The organism is Streptomyces sp. M41(2017), assembly GCF_002078175.1.
In the GTDB taxonomy this organism is placed as follows: Bacteria; Actinomycetota; Actinomycetes; order Streptomycetales; family Streptomycetaceae; genus Streptomyces.
In genome coordinates this window covers 1367296-1386733 of the sequence record NZ_MWFK01000002.1, presented here as the reverse complement: position 1 = coordinate 1386733, position 19438 = coordinate 1367296, and the positions used below count along the sequence as shown (strand labels likewise).

Sequence of the window (19438 nt, the reverse complement as noted above, 5' to 3'; positions counted from 1 at the left end):
CATGCCCAAGGCCGAACACCAGGACAGCACCGTACTGACGGATGAGGAACTCCGCGCGCTGGACGCCCACTGGCGGGCCGCCAACTACCTTGCCGTGGGCCAGATCTACCTGCTCGCGAACCCGCTCCTCACCGAGCCCCTGGCCCCCCATCACATCAAGCCGCGCCTCCTCGGCCACTGGGGTACGTCCCCCGGCCTCAACCTGGTCCACACCCATCTCAACCGGGTGATCAAGGCGCGCGGGATCGACGCGCTGTGCGTGTGGGGGCCGGGTCACGGGGGGCCGGCGGTGCTGGCGAACTCCTGGCTGGAGGGCACCTACAGTCGGACGTACCCCTCCGTGTCCCGCGACGCCGAGGGCATGGGGAAGCTCTTCCGGCAGTTCTCGTTCCCCGGCGGTGTGCCGAGCCATGTCGCGCCGGAGACGCCGGGCTCGATCCACGAGGGCGGTGAGCTGGGCTACTCCTTGGCCCACGCCTACGGGGCCGCGTTCGACAACCCGGATCTGCTGGTCACGTGTGTCGTCGGTGACGGCGAGGCGGAGACCGGGCCGCTGGCGGCGTCCTGGCACTCCAACAAGTTCCTCGACCCGGTCCACGACGGTGCGGTGCTGCCGATCCTGCACCTCAACGGCTACAAGATCGCCAACCCGACCGTGCTCGCCCGCCTTCCGGAGGCCGAACTGGACGAGCTGCTGCGGGGCTACGGGCATGAGCCCCTCCACGTCTCCGGCGACGACCCCGCCGCGGTGCACCGGGCCATGGCCGCCGCGCTGGACGAGGCGCTCGACCGCATCGCCCTGATGCAGCGGACCGCGCGGGAGGACGGTGTCACCGAGCGCGTGCACTGGCCGATGATCGTGCTGCGTACGCCGAAGGGCTGGACCGGCCCCGCCGAGGTGGACGGCGTGCAGGTCGAGGGCACCTGGCGTGCCCACCAGGTGCCCCTGGCCCGGGTCCGCGAGAATCCCGAACACCTCCGCCAGTTGGAGGAGTGGCTGCGTTCGTACCGGCCCGAGGAGCTCTTCGGTGCCGAGGGCCGGCCCGTCGCCGACGTGCTGGCCTGTGTCCCCGACGGCGTCAAGCGGTTGGGTGCCACTCCCCATGCCAATGGCGGCCTGCTCGTCCAGGACCTTCCCCTTCCGCCTCTCGACGACTTCGCCGTGCCGGTCGACAAGCCGGGCGCGACCCTGCACGAGCCGACCCGGGTGCTCGGTGACCTCCTGGCCCGGGTGATGAAGGACACCGGCGGACGCAGGGACTTCCGGCTGGTGGGTCCCGACGAGACGGCGTCGAACCGGCTCCAGGCGGTCCTCGACGTCAGCGGCAAGGCCTGGCAGGCCGAACACCTGCCGGTGGACGAACACTTGGAGCGCCACGGCCGGGTCATGGAGATCCTCTCGGAGCACACCTGCCAGGGCTGGCTGGAGGGCTACCTCCTCACCGGCCGGCACGGGTTGTTCTCCTGCTACGAGGCGTTCGTGCACATCGTCGACTCGATGGTCAACCAGCACATCAAGTGGCTCAAGACGTCACGTGAGTTGGCCTGGCGTCGTCCCATCGCGTCCCTCAACTATCTGCTGACGTCGCACGTCTGGCGCCAGGACCACAACGGCTTCTCGCACCAGGACCCCGGGTTCGTCGACCACGTCCTGAACAAGAGCCCCGAGGTGGTGCGCGTCTACCTGCCGCCGGACGCCAACACCCTGCTGTCCGTCGCGGACCATGTGCTGCGCAGCCGCGACTACGTGAACGTCGTCGTCGCCGGCAAACAGCCCTGCTTCGACTGGCTGTCCATGGACCAGGCCCGCGACCACTGCGCACGCGGCGCCGGCATCTGGGAGTGGGCGGGCACGGAGCACGGCGGCGAGCCCGACGTCGTCCTCGCCTGCGCCGGTGACGTGCCCACCCTCGAGGTCCTGGCCGCGGCGCAGTTGCTGCGCCGGCACCTGCCCGACCTGGCCGTGCGGGTCGTCAACGTCGTGGACATGACCCGGTTGCTGCCGCGTGAGGAACACCCGCACGGCATGAGCGACTTCGAGTACGACGGGCTGTTCACCGCGGACAAGCCGGTGATCTTCGCCTACCACGGCTATCCCTGGCTCATCCACCGTCTCGCCTACCGGCGCAGCGGCCACGCGAACCTCCATGTGCGCGGTTACAAGGAGATGGGGACCACGACGACGCCGTTCGACATGGTCGTGCGCAACGACCTGGACCGCTACCGGCTCGTCATGGACGTCATCGACCGCGTGCCCGGTCTCGGGGTCCGCGCCGCCACCGTGCGCCAGCGGATGGAGGACGCCCGCTCCCGCCACCACGTCTGGATCCGTGAGCACGGCACCGACCTGCCCGAGGTCGCGGACTGGACCTGGAGCGGCTGAACCCCACCCACTCGCGAAGGAGTACACCGCCATGACCGTACGCGTCGGCATCAACGGCTTCGGCCGGATCGGCCGCACCTACCTGCGCGCGGCACTGGAACGCGCCGAAGCAGGCACTCAGTACGTCGAGGTGGTCGCGATCAACGACATCGCGCCACCCGCCGCGCTCGCTCATCTCCTCGAGTACGACTCCACGTTCGGCCGGATCGGCCGTGAGGTCCTGCACGACGACAACTCCATCACCGTCGACGGCCGACGCATCGCCGTGACCGCCGAGCGCGACCCCGCGTCGCTCCAGTGGTCCGACGAAGGTGCCGACATCGTCATCGAGTCGACCGGCCGGTTCCGCGACAGGGACGCCGCCGCCGCGCATCTCAAGGGCGGAGCCCACACGGTGCTGCTCTCGGCCCCCGGCAGGAACGCGGACGCCACCATCGTGATGGGCGTCAACGACAGCACCTACGACCGCTCCACCGACCGCATCGTGTCCGCCGCCTCCTGCACCACCAACTGCGTCGCGCCGATGGTCAAGGTGCTCCACGACGCCTTCGGGATCGAGCGGGGTGTGATGACCACGATCCACGGCTACACCAATGACCAGTCGCTGCTGGACAGCCCGCACAAGGACCTTCGCCGGGCCCGATCGGCCGCGCTCAGCATCATCCCCACCAGCACGGGTGCCGCCCGCGCCGTGGGCCTCGTCGTGCCCGAACTCGCCGGCGTGCTGGACGGGACAGCGGTCCGGGTGCCCGTCGAGGACGGGTCGCTCACCGACCTGACCCTCGTGCTGCGCGCCGAGGTGTCGGCCGACGAGATCAACTCCGCCTTCTCGGAGGCGGCGGACGGGCGACTGAACGGCATCCTCCGCGTGTCCCGGGCCCCGATCGTCTCCCGGGACGTCATCGGCGACCCCGCCTCCTGCATCTTCGATCCGGCCCTGACCCAGGCCAACGGAACGCTGGTCAAGGTGTTCGGCTGGTACGACAACGAGTGGGGGTACACCAACCGGCTCCTCGACCTCACGGCACTGGTCGCCGACGACTGACGCCGTGAGAGGCGGTCGAGCCGTGCCCCCGCGTGCCGCGGATCACGACTCGACCGCTCATGACACAGGATGGCGCAATGCATGATCGGACCTGGGACTACGAAGGCTACGAACCGGCCGAGGAGCGTCTGCGCGAAGCGCTGTGCACGCTCGGCAACGGCTACTTCGCGACGCGTGGCACCGCCCCGGAGTGCACGGCGGATTCCGTTCATTACCCCGGCACGTACGCTGCGGGCGTCTACAACCGCCTCACGTCGAACGTCGGGGGCATCCGTGTCGAGAACGAGGACATGGTCAACCTGCCCAACTGGCTGCCGCTCCGCGTCCGTACCAGCACGGGAACCTGGCTCACCCCCGACACCCATCGCCTCCTGGACCACCGTCTCCGGCTCGACACGAGCGCCGGCACACTGGAGCGCACCGCGCGGTACGAGGACGAGGAAGGCCGGCGCGTCGCCGTACGGCAGGTGCGCCTGGTCCATATGGCCCACCCTCATATGGCCTTGCTGCGCACGGAGCTGACCGCCGAGGGCTGGTCGGGTCCGGTCGACATCGAGTCGGCGCTCGACGGCACGGTCACCAACAGCGGAGTCGCGCGGTACCGCTCTCTCGCATCGCAGCACCTCGTGGACATCCGTACGGGGAACGGCGCGGCGGACACGGTCTGGCTCAGTTGCCGTACCAGCACCTCCGACATCGCCGTCGGGCTGGCCGCGCGGACCGTCACGGACACGCCTGCCGCGACCTCCGACGCCCACACCCCGGGTCGCGCGGCCCAACTGCTGCGACTCGACCTCACCGACGGCCGCACCGTGACCGTCGACAAGACGGTCGCCCTGCACACCTCCCAGGACCCGGCGATCAAGGACCCGGCGGGCGCCGCTCTCGACGGGGCCGCTCAGGCCGCGGACTTCGACGCACTGCTCGACTCCCATCGCACGGCATGGGCGCAGCTGTGGCGCCGTGCCGTACTGGACGTGCCGAACAGCGCAGGACCGATCCTGCGTCTGCATCTGTTCCACGTCCTGCAGACTCTCTCGCCGCACACGGCGGAGCTGGACGTAGGGGTGCCGGCCCGCGGGTTGCACGGCGAGGCCTACCGGGGGCACGTGTTCTGGGACGAGCTGTTCGTGCTGCCGTACCTGAACCTGCACTTCCCGGAGGTCTCCCGCGCCTTGCTGACCTACCGTCACCGGCGGCTGGAGCGGGCCTGCCGGGCAGCGGAGGGCGCCGGCCTCACCGGCGCCATGTATCCGTGGCAGAGCGGCAGCGACGGACGGGAGGAGACCCAGCAGCTCCACCTCAACCCCCGCTCCGGACGCTGGCTGCCCGACCACTCGCGGCTCCAGCACCACGTGGGATCGGCGATCGCCTACAACGTGCTGCAGTACTGCGGGGCGAGCGGTGACACGGAGTTCCTGCACGGCAAGGGCATCGAGATGCTCACGCAGATCGCCCGCTTCTGGGCCGGGCTCGCCGTCCACGACGACTCTCTGGGTCGCTACCGGATCCGTGGTGTGGTCGGCCCCGACGAGTATCACGACGCGTACCCCGGAGCTGCCGGGCCGGGGCTCGACGACAACACGTACACCAACGTCACGGCGGCCTGGGTGCTCGCCCGCACACTCGATGTCCTGCGCGAGATGCCCGAGCTGCCACGCCGGGACCTGATGGAGCGGACGAACCTCGACAAGGCGGAACTCGACCTGTGGCAGGACGTCTCGCGTCGGCTGAACGTGCCCTTCCACAGCGGGGTCATCAGCCAGTTCGAGGGCTACGGAGATCTCGCCGAGCTGGACTGGGAGGGCTACCGGGAACGGTACGGGGACATCCGGCGGCTGGACAGGATCCTGGAGGCCGAGGGGGACAGCGTCAACCGGTACCAGGCGTCGAAGCAGGCGGACACGCTGATGCTCGGCTACCTCTTCTCCCCGGCCGAACTCGGCGGCCTCTTCCGCCGGCTCGGTCACGAGGTCGACGACGTGCTGTGGCGCCGTACCGTTGACCACTACCTGCGCCGGACCAGCCATGGATCGACACTGAGCAGCCTCGTGCACGGCTGGGTCCTGGCCCGGGCGCGGCGGGGCGAAGCGTGGACCTACGTCCATGAAGCCCTGCACGGCGACATCGCCGATCTCCAGGGTGGTACCACCGGGGAGGGCATCCACCTCGGAGCCATGGCCGGCACCCTCGATCTCGTCCAGCGCGGTCTGACGGGACTGGAGACCCGTGGGGGAGTGCTGCGTCTGGACCCCGCACCTCTGCCCGAGCTGTCCGAGTACGGCTTCGCGATCCGGTACCGCGGTCATCAGGGCGTACAACTGCGCCTGAGCGCAGGGCGGGTGAGTGTGGCCGTTCCGGTATCCGACGCCGAGCCGATCGTCGTGGCGCTCGCGGACCGCACGGTCACCGTGGCCCCGGGAGAGTCCTGCAGCCTGACACTGCCGGACTGGTGACGTTCTCCGATGAGCGCGGCCGGTCCCGTCAGTGGGGGACCACCGTCACGGGACACCGGGCGTGGCCGAGAAGATCCGTGAGCGTGGGCCCGAGGGCGGTGCCGGCGCGGCCGACGACCAGGGCGCCCGCCGATTCCGCGGCACGCAGGAGAGCCGTCGCGGGAGTCTGAAGCCTGACGTCCTCGTAGACGCGCACCCTGGGATACTTCTCGCGCCACGGCCGCAGCGCGTCGGACAGCAGCTGAACCTCCTGGTCCTCCCAGGCGCCCCGGTCCTCCTCGGGCACGGCGAACGGCATCGACCACTCGGCGGACGCGGGAAGGCGCCAGGCGTGCACCGCGTGCAGCAGTGCGCCGCGCCGCGCAGCGGCCTCGAAGGCGAACGCCGTGACGGTGCCGCACGGACGGCGGGCATCGATCCCGAGGACCACCGGGCGTGGACCGCCATGCCCGGCCTCGGCGCCAACGGGTCTCTGTTCCATCGCGGTTCGCCCCTCCACGCACGTACAGGATTTCACGCCTTCACGGTCCCTCCTCGCCCCCGCCTGCGCACAGAGGCCGGACGGATCCCGTCGAGGGCATGAGCGGGGCCGACCGGCCCATGCGGTGCACCCGATCAGCCCCTGGGGCGGCGGCGCGGACCGCTGGATGCTCGACGTGTCGACGGGGTTCCGAGGAGGCCAGTGATGACGGACGACGACCGCCCACCGGTGCACGCGCTGCTCCAGGACGGCACCACGGTGTGCATACGCACGCCGCTGCCGGGTGACCACGAGTCGCTGCACGGACTGTACGAGGAGATGTCTCCCGACAACCTCCGGCTGCGGTTCTTCGCCGCGAGTCGTCGTTCAGCCGACATGGCGGCCGACCGGGCATGCGCGACTCCACGCCCCGGCTACGCGTCCCTGCTCGCCGAGGCACAGGGACACGTCGTCGGCCTCGCCGAATACGAGACCGGTGAAGACCCGGACACGGCCGAGATCTCCATCAGCGTCGCCGACGGCCTGCACCACCGGGGCGTCGGGACGCTGCTCGTCGAGCACCTGGTGTCCGCGGCGAGGGCGGCCGGCATCCGTGAATTCACCGCGGACGCCCTGGCCGAGAACCACGAGGTTCTGCGGCTGTTCGCCGACCTCGGACTGCGCACGGACCGGCATGTCGAAGGCCCGGAGGTGCGCTGCACCATCGCCCTGGACGAGGACGAAACCTACCTGACGGCCGTCGAGTCGCGAGGCCGGGGCGCCGACGTGGCCAGCCTGGAGCCGTTGTTGCGCCCCGATGCCGTGGCCGTGGTCGGAGCGGGGCGCCGCCCCGGATCGGTCGGCCGGGCTCTCCTGCGCCATCTGCGCGCCGGAGGTTTCACACGCCGCCTGTTCGCCGTGAATCCCAGCGTCACTTCAGTCCTGGGAGTGCCTTCCTACCCCTCGATCGGCTCCCTCCCCGCCATACCCGACCTCGCCGTGCTCGCCATCCCGGCCGCGGCCCTGCCCGACGCCGCCGAGGAGTGCGGCAAGGCCGGCGTTCGTGCCCTGCTGGTCGTAACTGCGGGGCTGGACCACGAGCAGGCGCGCCGGTTGCTGGACGCGTGCCGCACACACGGCATGCGGCTCGTCGGACCCAACTGTCTGGGCGTCTCCAACACCGACCCCGAGCTCTCGCTCGACGCGACCTTCGCCGCCGACCACCCCCGACCGGGCACGGCGGGTGTCGCCGTCCAGTCGGGCGGCGTCGGAATCGCCCTGCTCGACGGGCTGTCCCGGCTCGGGATCGGCGTCTCCTCCTTCGTGTCGCTCGGAGACAAGTACGACGTCAGCGGCAACGACATGCTCCAGTGGTGGGAGAGCGACGGCATCACCGATCTGGCGCTGCTGCACCTGGAATCGTTCGGCAACCCGCGCGCCTTCTCGCGTACGGCGCGCCGCGTGACCCGCCGTATGCCGGTCCTCACGGTCGACGCGGGACGCACCGACGCGGGCCGCCGCGCGGCCGCCTCGCACACCGCGGCCGCGGCGACCCTGACGATGACCCGCCAGTCCCTCTTCACCCACGCGGGCGTCACCGCCACCCGCTCGGTCGGCGAGCTCCTCGAAACGGCCGCACTTCTGCACGCGCAACCCCTACCTGCCGGCAGCCGCGTCGCGATCGTCACCAACGCCGGCGGTGCCGGCGTCCTCGCCGCGGACGCGTGCGCGGAAGCCGGACTGGTCCTACCGCCTCTGACGCCGCAACTGAGCGACGATCTGCTCGCCGTGCTGCCCGACGGCGCCTCCGTGGCCAATCTCGTGGACGTCACCGCAGCCGTCTCGGAGGAACAGCTCAGGGAGTGCGTGGACCAGGTCGTGCGCCATCCATGCGTCGACGCGGTCCTGGTGGCGCTCGTGCCCACCGCGGTCGCCACGGCGACCGGCGACGATCTGGTCCGGGCGCTGACCGCGGGCCCCGCGCGCAGGGCCCGCCCGGTTGCCGTCATCCGGCTGGAACAGGCCCTGCCGATCGAGCTCTTGCCCGCAGCGGACGGCGGCACGATCCCGTCCTACGCCGAGCCGGACGCAGCGGCGGGGGCGTTGGCCCACGCCGCGCGCAGGGCGGCATGGCTGACCCGGCCGGCCGGAACGGTCCCCGAACTGTCGGACGTCGACACCGAACGCGCCAGGACGGTTGCCGCTGCTTTCCTCACCACCCACCCCGACGGCGGCTGGCTGGACCCGCGCACCTGCGCCGAGCTGCTCGCCTGCTACGGCATACCCCAGTGCGACTGGGCCTGGGCCGAGACCGAGGACGACGCCGTCATCGCCGCCGAACGGCTCCGGGGTCCGGACGGCCGTGTCGTCCTGAAGGCGTACTGGCCCGGCCTGCTCCACAAGACCGAACAGCACGCGATCCACCTCGATCTCCAGGGCGACGCCCAAGTGCGCGCAGCGTTCCGGGACTTCGAGACGCGGTTCGCCGGGCTCCTGACCGGAGTGGTCGTCCAGCCGCTCGCCCCCCGGGGGACCGAACTCTTCGCCGGCGTCGTCCAGGACGAGGTATTCGGCCCGCTCGTGCTGTTCGGGATGGGAGGTACGGCCACAGAGGTCCTGGCCGACCACGCGGCCCGCCTCGCGCCACTGACCGACCACGACGTTCACGACCTGATGACTTCGCCGCGCTGCGCACCGCTGCTCTTCGGAGCGCACGGCAGCGGGGCGGCCGACCTCGAGGGCCTGGAACAGGTTCTGCTGCGTCTCTCCCGGATGGCAGGAGATCTGCCACAGCTCGCCGAGACGGACTTCAACCCCGTCCTCGCGACCCGCGGCGCCGTCAGCGTCCTCGACGCACGGGTCCGGCTGCTGCCGCGCCACATCCAGAACCCCTACCTGCGCCGACTGCGCTGAGGAGGAACGGACATGAAGCACAACAAGGTCGGATCCGTGATGACGACGGACGTGGTCCGCGCACGCTACGGCGTCCCGTTCAAAGAGGTCGCGCGGCTGCTCGCCGCCCACGCCATCAGCGGGCTCCCCGTCGTCGACGAGGACGAGAAGGTCATCGGGGTGATCTCCGAGTCCGACCTCTTGGTCCGGCAGGCACAGACCCCCGACCCGTACGCGCCCAAGCGCCGCTTCCGGTTCAGCCTGCCGGCCCGCGGTGCTCGCCGACAGGCGGTCAAGGCGCGAGCCCGGACGGCCGGGCAGCTGATGTCCGCACCGCCCGTCACGGTCTACGCCGAGAACACCATCGCCGAAGCCGCGCGCATCATGGCGCAGAACACGGTGGAGCGGCTCCCCGTGGTGGACGAGGAGGACCGCCTCGTCGGCATCGTGACCCGGCGTGACCTGCTGCAGGTGTTCCTGCGGCCGGACCGTGAGATCCGCGCCGAGGTGATCGACGAAGTCCTGGTGCGCTCCCTGTGGCTGGTTCCGCAGTCCGTCACCGTCACCGTGTCCGAAGGAGTGGTCACGCTCGACGGCCACGTCGAGCGCCGCAGTGAGGCGGAGATCGCCCTTTCCATGACCCGTCGGATCGATGGCGTCGTGGGCGTCGTCGACAAGCTCAAGTACCGCTTCGACGACGCACATCTGCGCCCCGGCGAGCCGGCTGTCCACGGAGTCGCCGACCAGTTCCTTCGCAAGCTGTGAGAGGAGGCGTGTCCAGATGGTGCACAAGATCCTCGTCGCCTACGGAACGACCAACGGATCGACGGCGCGCATCGCCGAGATCGTTGCGGAGAACCTGCGCAAGGGCGGAGTGTCCGCCGAGACGCTGCCCGCGGGGTCGGTGACGACCCTCGCGCCCTACGACGCCGTGGTGGTGGGGGGCGCCCTGTACGGAGGCCGCTGGCACAAGGACTGCCGCAGCTTCGTGAGCCGGAACCGTCGAGAGCTGGGGACGATGCCCCTGTGGTTCTTCAGCAGCGGTCCGCTCGACTCCTCGGCCTCGGTACGGAACATCCCGCCGGTGTCCGGCGTCAAGCGGGTCATGGCGCGGCTCGACGTCAAAGAGCACGTGACATTCGGAGGGTGCCTCCAGGAGGGGGCGACGGGATACGTCGCCCGGAAGATCGTGTCCTCCGGAAAGGGCGGTGACTTCCGTGATGTCGAGCAGATCGAAGCGTGGGCGGCCGGTATCGGCAGGACGCTGACAGCGGGGGAGGCTCAGCGCTGAGCGCCGGGGGCCTGTGCCTTGACACCGGCCGGAGCCGGCCCGCCTCGTTGGGCCGGGCCTTGTGACCGTCCTCGAACTACCTGCCGCCCTTGCCCTGCAGGCCGGGCCAGGTGGCCGGGAGCGTGGGAGCGGCGTGCGTCGGCTGCGTGATCAGGAGCCGCCGCTCTGCGAGGAGGCCTACTGGGTGATCAGCTGTCCCGGCGGCCGTTCGGGCCCCCGGTCCCCTGGCTGAAGCGGGCGTGCCCCGGCGGAGCCGGCGCGTGACGGGGAAGCGACGAGACGACCCGCGCCAGGGATCCGGGGGCCATTTCGTGGACCATCGACTGACGCCGGAGACCGGCCGTGCCGCGTTCCCGCGGAACGGTACGGTGAAGGCAGGGGCACGGCTGCCCTGTTCGCTGCTGTGCCGGCCGGAGGATGCGATGAGCGGGGACGGGCGCGAGCGCTCACAGGACCACTTGCCGAAACTTCGCCTCGACGAGTTGCTGGGCGAGCTCCAGGTCCGCATCGACGCGGTGCGCGGCACCCGGGACCGGTTGCACAGCCTGCTGGAAGCGGTGCTGTCCGTAGGCCGTGAATTGGATCTGCCACAGGTGCTGCGGAGCATCGTCGAGGCCGCGGTGGTGCTCGTCGACGCCGAGTACGGCGCCCTGGGAGTGATCGGCGGCGACCGCAAGCTCGCCGAATTCCTGACGGTCGGTATCGAGGGCGAGCAGCGGGAGCGGATCGGAGCGCTTCCCAGCGGCCACGGCATCCTCGGCGAACTGATCCGGCACCCTGAACCCCTGCGGCTCCCGGAACTCTCGGAGCACCCGGCCTCCTACGGATTCCCTGCCGATCATCCGCCGATGCATTCGTTTCTCGGCGTCCCCATCCGGGTCCGTGACGAGGTGTTCGGGAACCTCTACCTGACCGAGAAGCGCAGCGCCAAGGAGTTCGACACCGAGGACGAGGCCGTCCTGTCGACCTTGGCCGTGGCAGCCGGTGTGGCCATCGAGAACGCGCGACTGTACGAGGAGACGCGGCTTCGTGAACGGTGGCAACAGGCCAGCGGTGAGGTCACCAGGCTGCTTCTGTCAGGGGCCCCCAGCGCCGAGGTGTTGGAGCAGATCGCCGACGCGGCACGGAAGATCGTCTCCGCCGACGTGGGGATGATCGCCGAGCGGTTGCCGGGGGAAGACAGTCTGCGTCCAGCGCTCGCGGTCGGCCATGGTGCCGAGCAGCGCCAGGGGCTGGTGATGTCCGGCAAGGACGGACTCGTGGCCGCGGCACTGACCTCGTCGGAACCCGTCGTCAGCGACGACGTCGCGCACGACGAGCGCGTGGCCCGGGGCGGCGACCCGCAGTGGGCCGGGCTCGGCCCGGTGGTCGCCGTACCTTTGGGCGCGGGCGGGAAGGCGCGCGGGGTGCTGCTCCTGGGCCGTGCCCCGGGTGCCGCTCCCTTCGGTGAAGCAGCCACCGGCCCGCTGCTCGCGTTCGCCGGCCAGGCCGCGCTGACGCTGGAGCTCGCGGAGCGACGCCGGGATGCCGAGCAGATCGCGTTGCTGCAGGACCGGGATCGGATCGCCCGCGATCTGCACGATCTGGCGATCCAACGGCTCTTCGCCGCCGGGATGACGCTCCAGAGCACCCAGCGTTTCATGGAGCATCCCGAAGGCAGGGAACGCCTGACGCGGACCGTGGACGACCTCGACGACACCATCAAGATCATTCGCTCCACCATCTTCGGCCTCCGCACGCACGGCGGAACCCGGGAGGGCGGAGGCCTGCGTGCGCGGGTGTCCGAGGCGGTGCGGGCCGCCACGCACTCCCTGGGTTTCTCTCCTGGCCTCCAGATCGAAGGACTCGTCGACACGGACGTCCCCGGCGGTATCGCCGACCATGCGATGGCCGTCCTGGGCGAAGCGCTCAGCAACGCCGCACGGCACTCGGGCGCCCAGGCAGTCGATGTCCGGCTGCGTCTCGTCGCGGGGGAGCTCACGCTCACGGTGACGGACGACGGCTGCGGAGTCGCGAGCGACGCACCGCGCAGCGGTCTGAAGAACATGGAGGAGAGGGCCGCCGCACTCGGCGGCACCTTGAGCCTCGCCGAACGCCCGGAAGGCGGTGGCACCCGGCTGGAATGGCGCGTGCCGGTAGCGCTGAACAGCGGTGCGACGGACTGAAGCCGGTCGCGCCGCAGGACCGGTCATCCGTTGGAGGTGCCGGGGCGGCCCGTGGACGACCGAAGCAGGGCGGCGCGCGCCGAATCGCCCGGCGGCCGAGTCCCGCCCGCTTCAGCGTGTGGAGTGATGGCCGGCCGTTTCGGGATTCTCGAGATGGCTGGCCAGTACCGCTGCCTGGACCCGGCGCTGGACGCCGAGCTTGGCGAGCAGTCGGGAGATGTGGTTCTTCACCGTCTTCTCCGAGAGGTACAGCTTCTTTCCGATCTCCCGGTTGGTGAGCCCGTCCCCGATCAGGGCGAGGATGTCCCGTTCGCGAGGCGAGAGACTGGCGAGCTCCGGGGCCAGCGCCGGCTCCTCGGCCGGGTCCGCGCGGAGCCTGCTCATCAGCCGCGCCGTGGTCGCGGGGTCCAGCATCGACTGGCCGGACGCGACGGTACGGACGGCGGAGACCAGGTCGGAGCCCTTGATCTGCTTCAGCACGTATCCCGCGGCTCCGGCCATGATCGCGTCCAGCAGCGCTTCCTCGTCGTCGAACGACGTGAGCATCAGGCAGGCCAGCTCCGGCATCTGGCTGCGGAGCTCCCGGCACACGCTGATGCCGTCGCCGTCCGGCAGGCGGACGTCGAGGACGGCCACGTCCGGGCGCAGGGCCGGGCCGCGCGCGAGCGCGTGCTCCACGTTGCCCGCGTCGCCGACCACGGAGATGTCGGGTTCGGCGTCCAGGAGGTCGGTCAGGCCGCGGCGTACGACTTCGTGGTCATCGAGCAGGAAGACCCGGATGGGGTCCTGGTCGGAGAACGTACGCGTCTGTCCCATGACGACCCCTCGTTCGGACTGGCCGGAAGACGAAAACACGGACAGTGAGCCCGCTGTGACGACGATCATCGTCCCTGAGGCCCGGGCGCACTAGGGCCGACCGGCCCCCATTCGAGCCTATCCGGCCTGCTCCGCCTCCGGCAGGTGCTCCGGGCCCGAGATGTCGAAGCCGACATCGACCACTCCCTCGACGGCGCGCACCAGGCGAGCGGCCACGGGGACGAGGGAGGTGTCGCGGACGCGCCCGGAGAGCGTGACGACACCCTCCTCCACCTTCACGCGAATCGGCGACAGCGGGGCCCGGAAGAGGTAGGAGACGATTTCCCTCTGCACCTCCTCGGCGATGTCCTCGTCGCTGCGCAGGAACACCTTGAGGAGATCGCTGCGGCTGACGACGCCTTCCAGGCCGCCCAGCTCGTCGACGACGGGCAGCCGCTTGACCCCGGCGTGCGCCATGATGCGGGCGGCCTGTGCGAGGGTCGAGCCCGCCGTCACCGTCACAGCGGGCGATGTCATCAGGTCCTCGGCGGTGACCCCGCCGGCCTTGGCCAAGTCGTCCAGCCGCCTCAGCTGGGTGTATCGGTCGGGGTCGCCGTCGCGGAACTCCTCCTTGGGCAACAGGTCCGCCTCCGAGACGACACCGATCACCCGGCTCTCGCCCTCCACCACCGGGAGGGCGCTCACCTTCCACTGCTCCATCAGCTTCACGATCTCCTTGAACCCGGCACCGGGGCCGATGGCGGCGACGGTGTGGGTCATCACGTCGCTCACGATGTGCGGACTGCCGTGCACGGTGACTCCTCGCTGGGTTCCGACAGGTTCCGGTCAGCGGGTGGTGCCGCTGCCGTAGGGGGCGTAGAGGTCGAGCAGCCGTGTCCGGGCGGACTGGAGCCGGTGGGCGACGATGCCGCCCGCCCACTCGGCCACAGCCATGCCCAGGACGGGGTCGGCCCGGCACATCGCGCGGACGGCCTCGGCGTCGAACTCGTAGGCCCGGACCGGGCTCGTCGCCTCGGCGCCCAGATGAAAGGTGTGGGGCGCGAACAGCCAGGACCAGCCGACGAGTTCGTTGTGACCGAGAATCTCGATGACGGCCGCGCGGCGGCCCGGGACGCGCAGGTCGAGGGCCACCGTGCCGGTCCGGATGATCCAGAACCGGTTGGCGCTCCGGCCTTCCTCGAACAGTCGCGTTCCCTCAGGGAACGACACCTCGCGAGCCAGCCGCATGAGCTGATCCCGGTAGTCCACGGGCAGTGCCCGCAGCATGGTGGTGGGGGAAGCGTTCATGATCCTGCCTCTTCCTGGGGCGCGATCCTTCCATCCCCAATCTGTCCTCACGCCCGTCCCGGCACCATGGGCCACCCGGCCCCGGCCGGGGGCCACCCGGCTCGACCGGGGCCGGGTGGCCCCGCGGAAGGGCCTGGGCGGCCCCTGCGCGCCGCACCCGCCCCGCATCAGGCTCGACCACAGAGGAGTTTCCACGGGCGGCGGTCACCCCGCGCCGGCGGCCTCTCCACCGAGCTCACCACGCAGGAGGTGCGGACCATGCTTCGACACGTCGCCGCGGGGATCGACGGATCACCGGAGAGTCTTGCCGCGGCGCACTGGGCGGCCCGTGAGGCCCTGCGCCGGGACGCCACCCTGCACCTGGTGCACGCCTGGGAGTGGCACCCGCGACCGGCCCCGTCCGTGCCGGCCGACATGTCCCAACGGGCCTGGGCCGACGACCTGATGACCCGCGTCTCCGACGGCATCCGGGCGGCACATCCCGCGGTGAAGGTGCTCGATCGCTCCCTCAACGCGGCCCCCGCAGCAGCTCTCCTCGCGGCGGCCGACCAGGCCGACGTGCTCGTCCTCGGATCGCGCGGCCTCAGTGGACTCACGGGATTCATGATGGGGTCGATCTCCCAGCGCGTCGTCTCCCGGTCGCCGGCCCCGGTGGTCCTGGTCCGCGCTGGAGTCGGAACCTGCGCCGAGCACCTCCCGGCGCCGGACGGTGTCGCACCCGACGAGATCTCGCAGACCCCCTACCGTGACGTGGTCCTGGGCCTCGACACCGCCCGCCCCTGCGACGAGCTGATCGACTTCGCCTTCGATGCCGCCCGGCGCCGTGGCGCCGCCCTGCGAGTGATCCACGCGTTCAGCGCCCCAGCTGCCTTCGTGGCCGCGGACCGACTCGTCCGGCCAGATGGCCCGGAGATGCCGGCGGAGCATGAACACCTTGTCGTGGCCACGCTGCGCCCCTGGTGTGAGAAGTATCCCGATGTGCCGGTCGCCGCGACCGTGATGGAAGGCCGGCCGGCCGGTGAACTGATCAGCGCCTCCGCGGACGCCGCGCTGACCGTCGTGGGCCGACGAGAACGCGAAGCCCGGTTCGGCAGTCGCCTCGGGCCGGTCGCGCACGCCGTGCTCCACCACGCCGGCTCTTCCGTCGCCGTGGTCCCTCACGCCTGAACCGACCCGAAGGGTGAAAGTCATGACCCGGTACGTGTACCCGTTCGCCGATGGCGGCCGTGAGATGGCGGACCTGCTCGGCGGCAAGGGGGCGAACCTGGCGGAGATGACCAGGCTGGGGCTGCCCGTGCCGCCCGGATTCACCGTCACCACCTCGGCGTGCCGGGAGTATCTGGCCACGGGCGAGGAGCCGGGCGAGCTTGGAGCCCAAATCGTGCACGCCCTTGCCGAGTTGGAACGGAGTACCGGCCGTGAGCTCGGCGGTCGGGACAACCCCCTCCTCCTCTCCGTCCGGTCCGGCAGCAAGTTCTCGATGCCCGGCATGATGGAGACCATCCTCGACATCGGCCTCGGGGACGAGGCCGTCCTCGGTCTCGCCAAGGCGACCGGCCGCGAGCACTTCGCCTGGGACTCCTATCGCAGACTCCTGCAGATGTACGGCCGCACGGTGCTGGGTATCGCCCCTGAGCTACTCGCCCACGAAGCGACCGAGGACGACCCGGCGGCGCTCGTCGAGCACTTCAAGGGAGTCGTCCGCGAAGCGACCGGAGAGGCGTTCCCCCAGGACCCGGCGGAGCAGCTCCAGAGGGCGATCCGCGCCGTCTTCGACTCGTGGAACGGTGAGCGCGCCCGCCTCTACCGGAGGCGCGAACACATCCCCGACGACCTGGGGACCGCCGTCAACATCCAGGTGATGGTCTTCGGGAACCTCGGGGCGGACTCCGGTACGGGAGTCGCTTTCACCCGTGACCCCGCGACCGGCGCCCGGGGCGTCTACGGCGACTACCTCCCGGACGCCCAGGGCGAGGATGTCGTGGCCGGCATCCGCAACGCCGTACCACTCGCCGACCTGGAGAACCTCGACCCCACGTCGTATCGCCAACTCCTGGGAAACATGGAGACCTTGGAGCGGCATTACCAGGACCTGTGCGACATCGAGTTCACCATCGAACGCGGCCGCCTCTGGATGCTCCAGACCAGGGTCGGCAAACGAACCGCGGAAGCCGCGTTCCGCATCGCCGAGGCGCTCGTCGACGAGAACCTGATCGGAGAGGACGAGGCACTCGCCCGCGTCGGCGGGACACAACTGGCCCGGCTGATGTTCCCCCGCTTCGAGGCACACGCCGGGACCACACCCCTCGCACACGGGGTCGCCGCGTCACCCGGTGCCGCAGTGGGAGCGATCGTCTTCGACTCGGCCGAGGCCGTGCGCCGCTCAGACGCGGGAGAACCCGTCGTCCTGGTACGGCGCGAGACGACACCTGACGACCTCCCCGGGATGGTCGCCGCCGAGGCGGTGCTCACGAGCCGGGGCGGCAAGACGAGCCACGCCGCCGTCGTCGCGCGGGGGATGGGCAAGGTCTGCGTCTGCGGCGCCGAGGAGCTGACGGTGGACGTCGCAGCGCGCGCGCTCACGACACCCGACGGGAGCGTGCTTCGCGAAGGCGTCGTCGTGTCCGTGGACGGAACCGCCGGTACGGTCCATCGCGGGGCGCTGCCGTTGACGGACTCCCCGGTGGGTCGCTTCCTCGAGACAGGCGCAGGCGACGGCCCGCTGATCAACGCGGTGGCCCGCACGCTCGAACATGCCGACCGGACACGGCGGTTGGGGGTCCGAGCCAACGCCGACACCCCGGAGGACGCCGAACGGGCCCGTCGATACGGTGCCGAGGGAATCGGACTGTGCCGCACGGAGCACATGTTCCTCGGTGAACGACGGACCCTGGTGGAGGCGATGATCCTCGCCGACGGGGAAGCCGGACGACGCGCCGCACTCGACGCCCTGCTCCCTCTCCAGCGAGCCGACTTCACCGGCATCCTCGCCGCGATGGACGGCCACCCCGTCACGATCCGGCTCATCGATCCGCCCCTCCACGAATTCCTGCCCGACCGCACGGAGCTCGCGGTCCGTGTGGCGACCTGGCCGACCGAACGTGATCGCCGCCTGCTCGACGCGGTGGAGCGCATGCACGAGTCGAATCCCATGCTGGGCCTCCGTGGTGTCCGTCTCGGACTCGTCGTTCCCGGACTGGTCGAGATGCAGGTGCGCGCGATCGCCGAAGCCGTCGTCGAGCGACTCCGCGCCGGGGGAGACCCCCGGGCCGAGATCATGGTTCCGCTCGTCGGGACGGTCGAGGAGCTACGGATCGTACGAGCGACGGCGGAGCGGGTCCTCGCCGAGGTGTCACAGGCATCCGGGCTCGCCGTCGACTGCCCCATCGGCACGATGATCGAGCTGCCCCGCGCCGCACTGACCGCCGGGCGGATCGCCGAGGAGGCCGACTTCTTCTCCTTCGGCACCAACGACCTGACGCAGACGGCCTGGGGACTGTCCCGCGACGACGTCGAGGCGTCCTTCCTCCCGGCCTACCTGGCGCAGGGCGTTCTCGCCGTGTCGCCCTTCGAGACGCTCGACCGTGACGGAGTGGGACGCCTGGTGCGCATCGCGGTCGACGAAGGCCGAGCGGCCCACCCGGGCCTGAAGATCGGCGTCTGCGGCGAACACGGCGGTGACCCCGACTCCATCCACTTCTTCCACGACATCGGTCTCGACTACGTCTCCTGCTCACCGTTCCGCGTCCCCGCCGCCCGCCTCGAAGCGGGCAGGGCCGCGCTCACCGACAACAAGGGCGCCGCGTCGCCTCCGCAGTAGAGAACACAGAGGCAAGGGGAGGACAGACATGGCACTCCGTCAGGTGCTGGTCGGCGTCGACGGCTCACTCTCCGCCGTCAGGGCACTCGACCGGGCCTCCGAGGAGGCGGTACTGCGAGGCGCCGCCCTGATCATCCTGTACGCCGTCCCCGACGCGGATATCGCCGGCCCGGTCCTGGCATCCGCGGCGTTACGGGTCCGCAACCGTCAACCAGGGCTGGCCTTCACCTCCGTGGCGGTCGTGGACAGCCCCGTCCGGGCACTGCTCCGTCACGGCCGGGATGCGGAACTCACCGTCGTGGGCTCCCGTGGCCTCGGCGGAATCGTGGGACTGGTGGCCGGCTCGGTGAGCCGGCGGCTGGCTGCGCGGATCCAAGGCCCGTTGCTCGTCGTCAGGGGCGGTCGGGCGGACCCGGAGGGCGAGGTGTTGCTCTGGCCGTCGGGCGCCGCCGATCTCGATGCTGCGGCGTTCGCCTTCGCGGAGGCAGCCTCCCGGGGGAAGCGCCTCCACGTCCTGGCCCCTGAGGCCACTCCGCACGTGGTCCCCTGTCGCAGGGAGGGTGTGTCCGACAACGGCCCGGGCTGCCCGGCGGGTCGCGAGGGGGCAGGAGTCCCGGCGGTCGGCCCCCAGCGGGGAATCGGGGGTTCGGCTGCGGAACTCTCAGGGGAACGCGGCCTGTTGGGCAGGACCCGCGGGGCCGCTCTCATCGTGGTGGGTGCCCATCGGGCACGGTATCGGCCCGGTGCAGGTGCCGGCCGCAGGCTTCTCCGTCAGTCCCACTGCCCTGTCGTGATCGTTCCTGGCAGCAGGAGTTGAGCCGGA

14 protein-coding genes are annotated in these 19438 nt (G+C 70.8%); 10 read left to right on the top strand and 4 right to left on the bottom strand.

Translation table 11 applies throughout. The annotated features are described in order from the left end of the window. Position 1 precedes the first annotated feature (1 nt). From B0675_RS31765 to B0675_RS31755, 3 genes are all read left to right on the top strand, one after another. Complete coding sequence (locus B0675_RS31765; protein WP_081223054.1) at positions 2-2383, top strand: phosphoketolase family protein; 2382 nt, start codon at positions 2-4, stop codon at positions 2381-2383. 31 nt (positions 2384-2414) lie between these two features. Continuing rightward, positions 2415-3428, top strand: a complete 1014-nt coding sequence (gap, locus tag B0675_RS31760; RefSeq protein WP_081223053.1) for a type I glyceraldehyde-3-phosphate dehydrogenase — start codon at positions 2415-2417, stop codon at positions 3426-3428. 77 nt (positions 3429-3505) lie between these two features. Further along, complete coding sequence (locus B0675_RS31755; protein ID WP_081223052.1) at positions 3506-5884, top strand: glycosyl hydrolase family 65 protein; 2379 nt, start codon at positions 3506-3508, stop codon at positions 5882-5884. Positions 5885-5912: 28 nt separating this feature from the next. Here the strand turns inward: B0675_RS31755 and B0675_RS31750 are convergent, their stop codons facing one another. Beyond that, a complete protein-coding gene (locus tag B0675_RS31750; protein WP_081223051.1) occupies positions 5913-6365 on the bottom strand; it encodes a universal stress protein in 453 nt (150 codons plus the stop codon). A gap of 204 nt (positions 6366-6569) precedes the next feature. Between B0675_RS31750 and B0675_RS31745 the strand changes: the two genes are divergently transcribed. The 4 genes from B0675_RS31745 to B0675_RS31730 all read left to right on the top strand — a co-directional run bounded on the left by B0675_RS31745 (position 6570) and on the right by B0675_RS31730 (position 12692). Continuing rightward, on the top strand, positions 6570-9257 hold the full coding sequence (locus B0675_RS31745; RefSeq protein ID WP_081223050.1) for a bifunctional GNAT family N-acetyltransferase/acetate--CoA ligase family protein: 2688 nt from the start codon (positions 6570-6572) through the stop codon (positions 9255-9257). A gap of 12 nt (positions 9258-9269) precedes the next feature. After that, positions 9270-10001, top strand: a complete 732-nt coding sequence (locus B0675_RS31740) for a CBS domain-containing protein (RefSeq protein WP_081223049.1) — start codon at positions 9270-9272, stop codon at positions 9999-10001. 16 nt (positions 10002-10017) lie between these two features. After that, positions 10018-10527 carry a flavodoxin domain-containing protein gene (locus B0675_RS31735; RefSeq protein ID WP_081223048.1) on the top strand — a complete coding sequence of 170 codons (510 nt, stop codon included), beginning with the start codon at positions 10018-10020 and terminating at the stop codon, positions 10525-10527. A 422-nt stretch (positions 10528-10949) separates the two neighbouring features. After that, entirely contained in the window at positions 10950-12692 is a 1743-nt protein-coding gene (locus B0675_RS31730; RefSeq protein WP_179165480.1) for a GAF domain-containing sensor histidine kinase, read from the top strand. 111 nt (positions 12693-12803) lie between these two features. Here B0675_RS31730 and B0675_RS31725 read toward each other — a convergent pair whose 3' ends face one another. The 3 genes from B0675_RS31725 to B0675_RS31715 all read right to left on the bottom strand — a co-directional run bounded on the left by B0675_RS31725 (position 12804) and on the right by B0675_RS31715 (position 14795). Further along, positions 12804-13508 carry a response regulator transcription factor gene (locus B0675_RS31725; RefSeq protein WP_081223047.1) on the bottom strand — a complete coding sequence of 235 codons (705 nt, stop codon included), beginning with the start codon at positions 13506-13508 and terminating at the stop codon, positions 12804-12806. 117 nt (positions 13509-13625) lie between these two features. Then, positions 13626-14300, bottom strand: a complete 675-nt coding sequence (locus tag B0675_RS31720) for a CBS domain-containing protein (protein ID WP_081223046.1) — start codon at positions 14298-14300, stop codon at positions 13626-13628. A 33-nt stretch (positions 14301-14333) separates the two neighbouring features. Further along, positions 14334-14795 (bottom strand): cyclic nucleotide-binding domain-containing protein, encoded by a 462-nt coding sequence (locus B0675_RS31715; RefSeq protein ID WP_081223045.1) that lies wholly within the window; start codon positions 14793-14795, stop codon positions 14334-14336. A gap of 258 nt (positions 14796-15053) precedes the next feature. On the opposite strand from B0675_RS31715, the gene B0675_RS31710 reads away from it, so the two are divergent. The 3 genes from B0675_RS31710 to B0675_RS31700 are packed head-to-tail and all read left to right on the top strand — an operon-like array spanning position 15054 to position 19432. Next, on the top strand, positions 15054-15962 hold the full coding sequence (locus B0675_RS31710; protein WP_081223044.1) for a universal stress protein: 909 nt from the start codon (positions 15054-15056) through the stop codon (positions 15960-15962). 22 nt (positions 15963-15984) lie between these two features. Beyond that, a complete protein-coding gene (ppdK, locus tag B0675_RS31705) occupies positions 15985-18615 on the top strand; it encodes a pyruvate, phosphate dikinase (RefSeq protein WP_081223043.1) in 2631 nt (876 codons plus the stop codon). Positions 18616-18643: 28 nt separating this feature from the next. Continuing rightward, positions 18644-19432, top strand: a complete 789-nt coding sequence (locus tag B0675_RS31700) for a universal stress protein (protein WP_241540067.1) — start codon at positions 18644-18646, stop codon at positions 19430-19432. Positions 19433-19438: the final 6 nt, after the last annotated feature.

Bases quoted from the DNA above. Each gene is read 5' to 3' on its own strand.
- B0675_RS31765 (WP_081223054.1), top strand. From the start codon at position 2: ATGCCCAAGGCCGAACACCAGGACAGCACCGTACTGACGGATGAGGAA.
- gap (WP_081223053.1), top strand. From the start codon at position 2,415: ATGACCGTACGCGTCGGCATCAACGGCTTCGGCCGGATCGGCCGCACC.
- B0675_RS31755 (WP_081223052.1), top strand. From the start codon at position 3,506: ATGCATGATCGGACCTGGGACTACGAAGGCTACGAACCGGCCGAGGAG.
- B0675_RS31750 (WP_081223051.1), bottom strand. From the start codon at position 6,365: ATGGAACAGAGACCCGTTGGCGCCGAGGCCGGGCATGGCGGTCCACGC.
- B0675_RS31745 (WP_081223050.1), top strand. From the start codon at position 6,570: ATGACGGACGACGACCGCCCACCGGTGCACGCGCTGCTCCAGGACGGC.
- B0675_RS31740 (WP_081223049.1), top strand. From the start codon at position 9,270: ATGAAGCACAACAAGGTCGGATCCGTGATGACGACGGACGTGGTCCGC.
- B0675_RS31735 (WP_081223048.1), top strand. From the start codon at position 10,018: ATGGTGCACAAGATCCTCGTCGCCTACGGAACGACCAACGGATCGACG.
- B0675_RS31730 (WP_179165480.1), top strand. From the start codon at position 10,950: ATGAGCGGGGACGGGCGCGAGCGCTCACAGGACCACTTGCCGAAACTT.
- B0675_RS31725 (WP_081223047.1), bottom strand. From the start codon at position 13,508: ATGGGACAGACGCGTACGTTCTCCGACCAGGACCCCATCCGGGTCTTC.
- B0675_RS31715 (WP_081223045.1), bottom strand. From the start codon at position 14,795: ATGAACGCTTCCCCCACCACCATGCTGCGGGCACTGCCCGTGGACTAC.
- B0675_RS31710 (WP_081223044.1), top strand. From the start codon at position 15,054: ATGCTTCGACACGTCGCCGCGGGGATCGACGGATCACCGGAGAGTCTT.
- ppdK (WP_081223043.1), top strand. From the start codon at position 15,985: ATGACCCGGTACGTGTACCCGTTCGCCGATGGCGGCCGTGAGATGGCG.
- B0675_RS31700 (WP_241540067.1), top strand. From the start codon at position 18,644: ATGGCACTCCGTCAGGTGCTGGTCGGCGTCGACGGCTCACTCTCCGCC.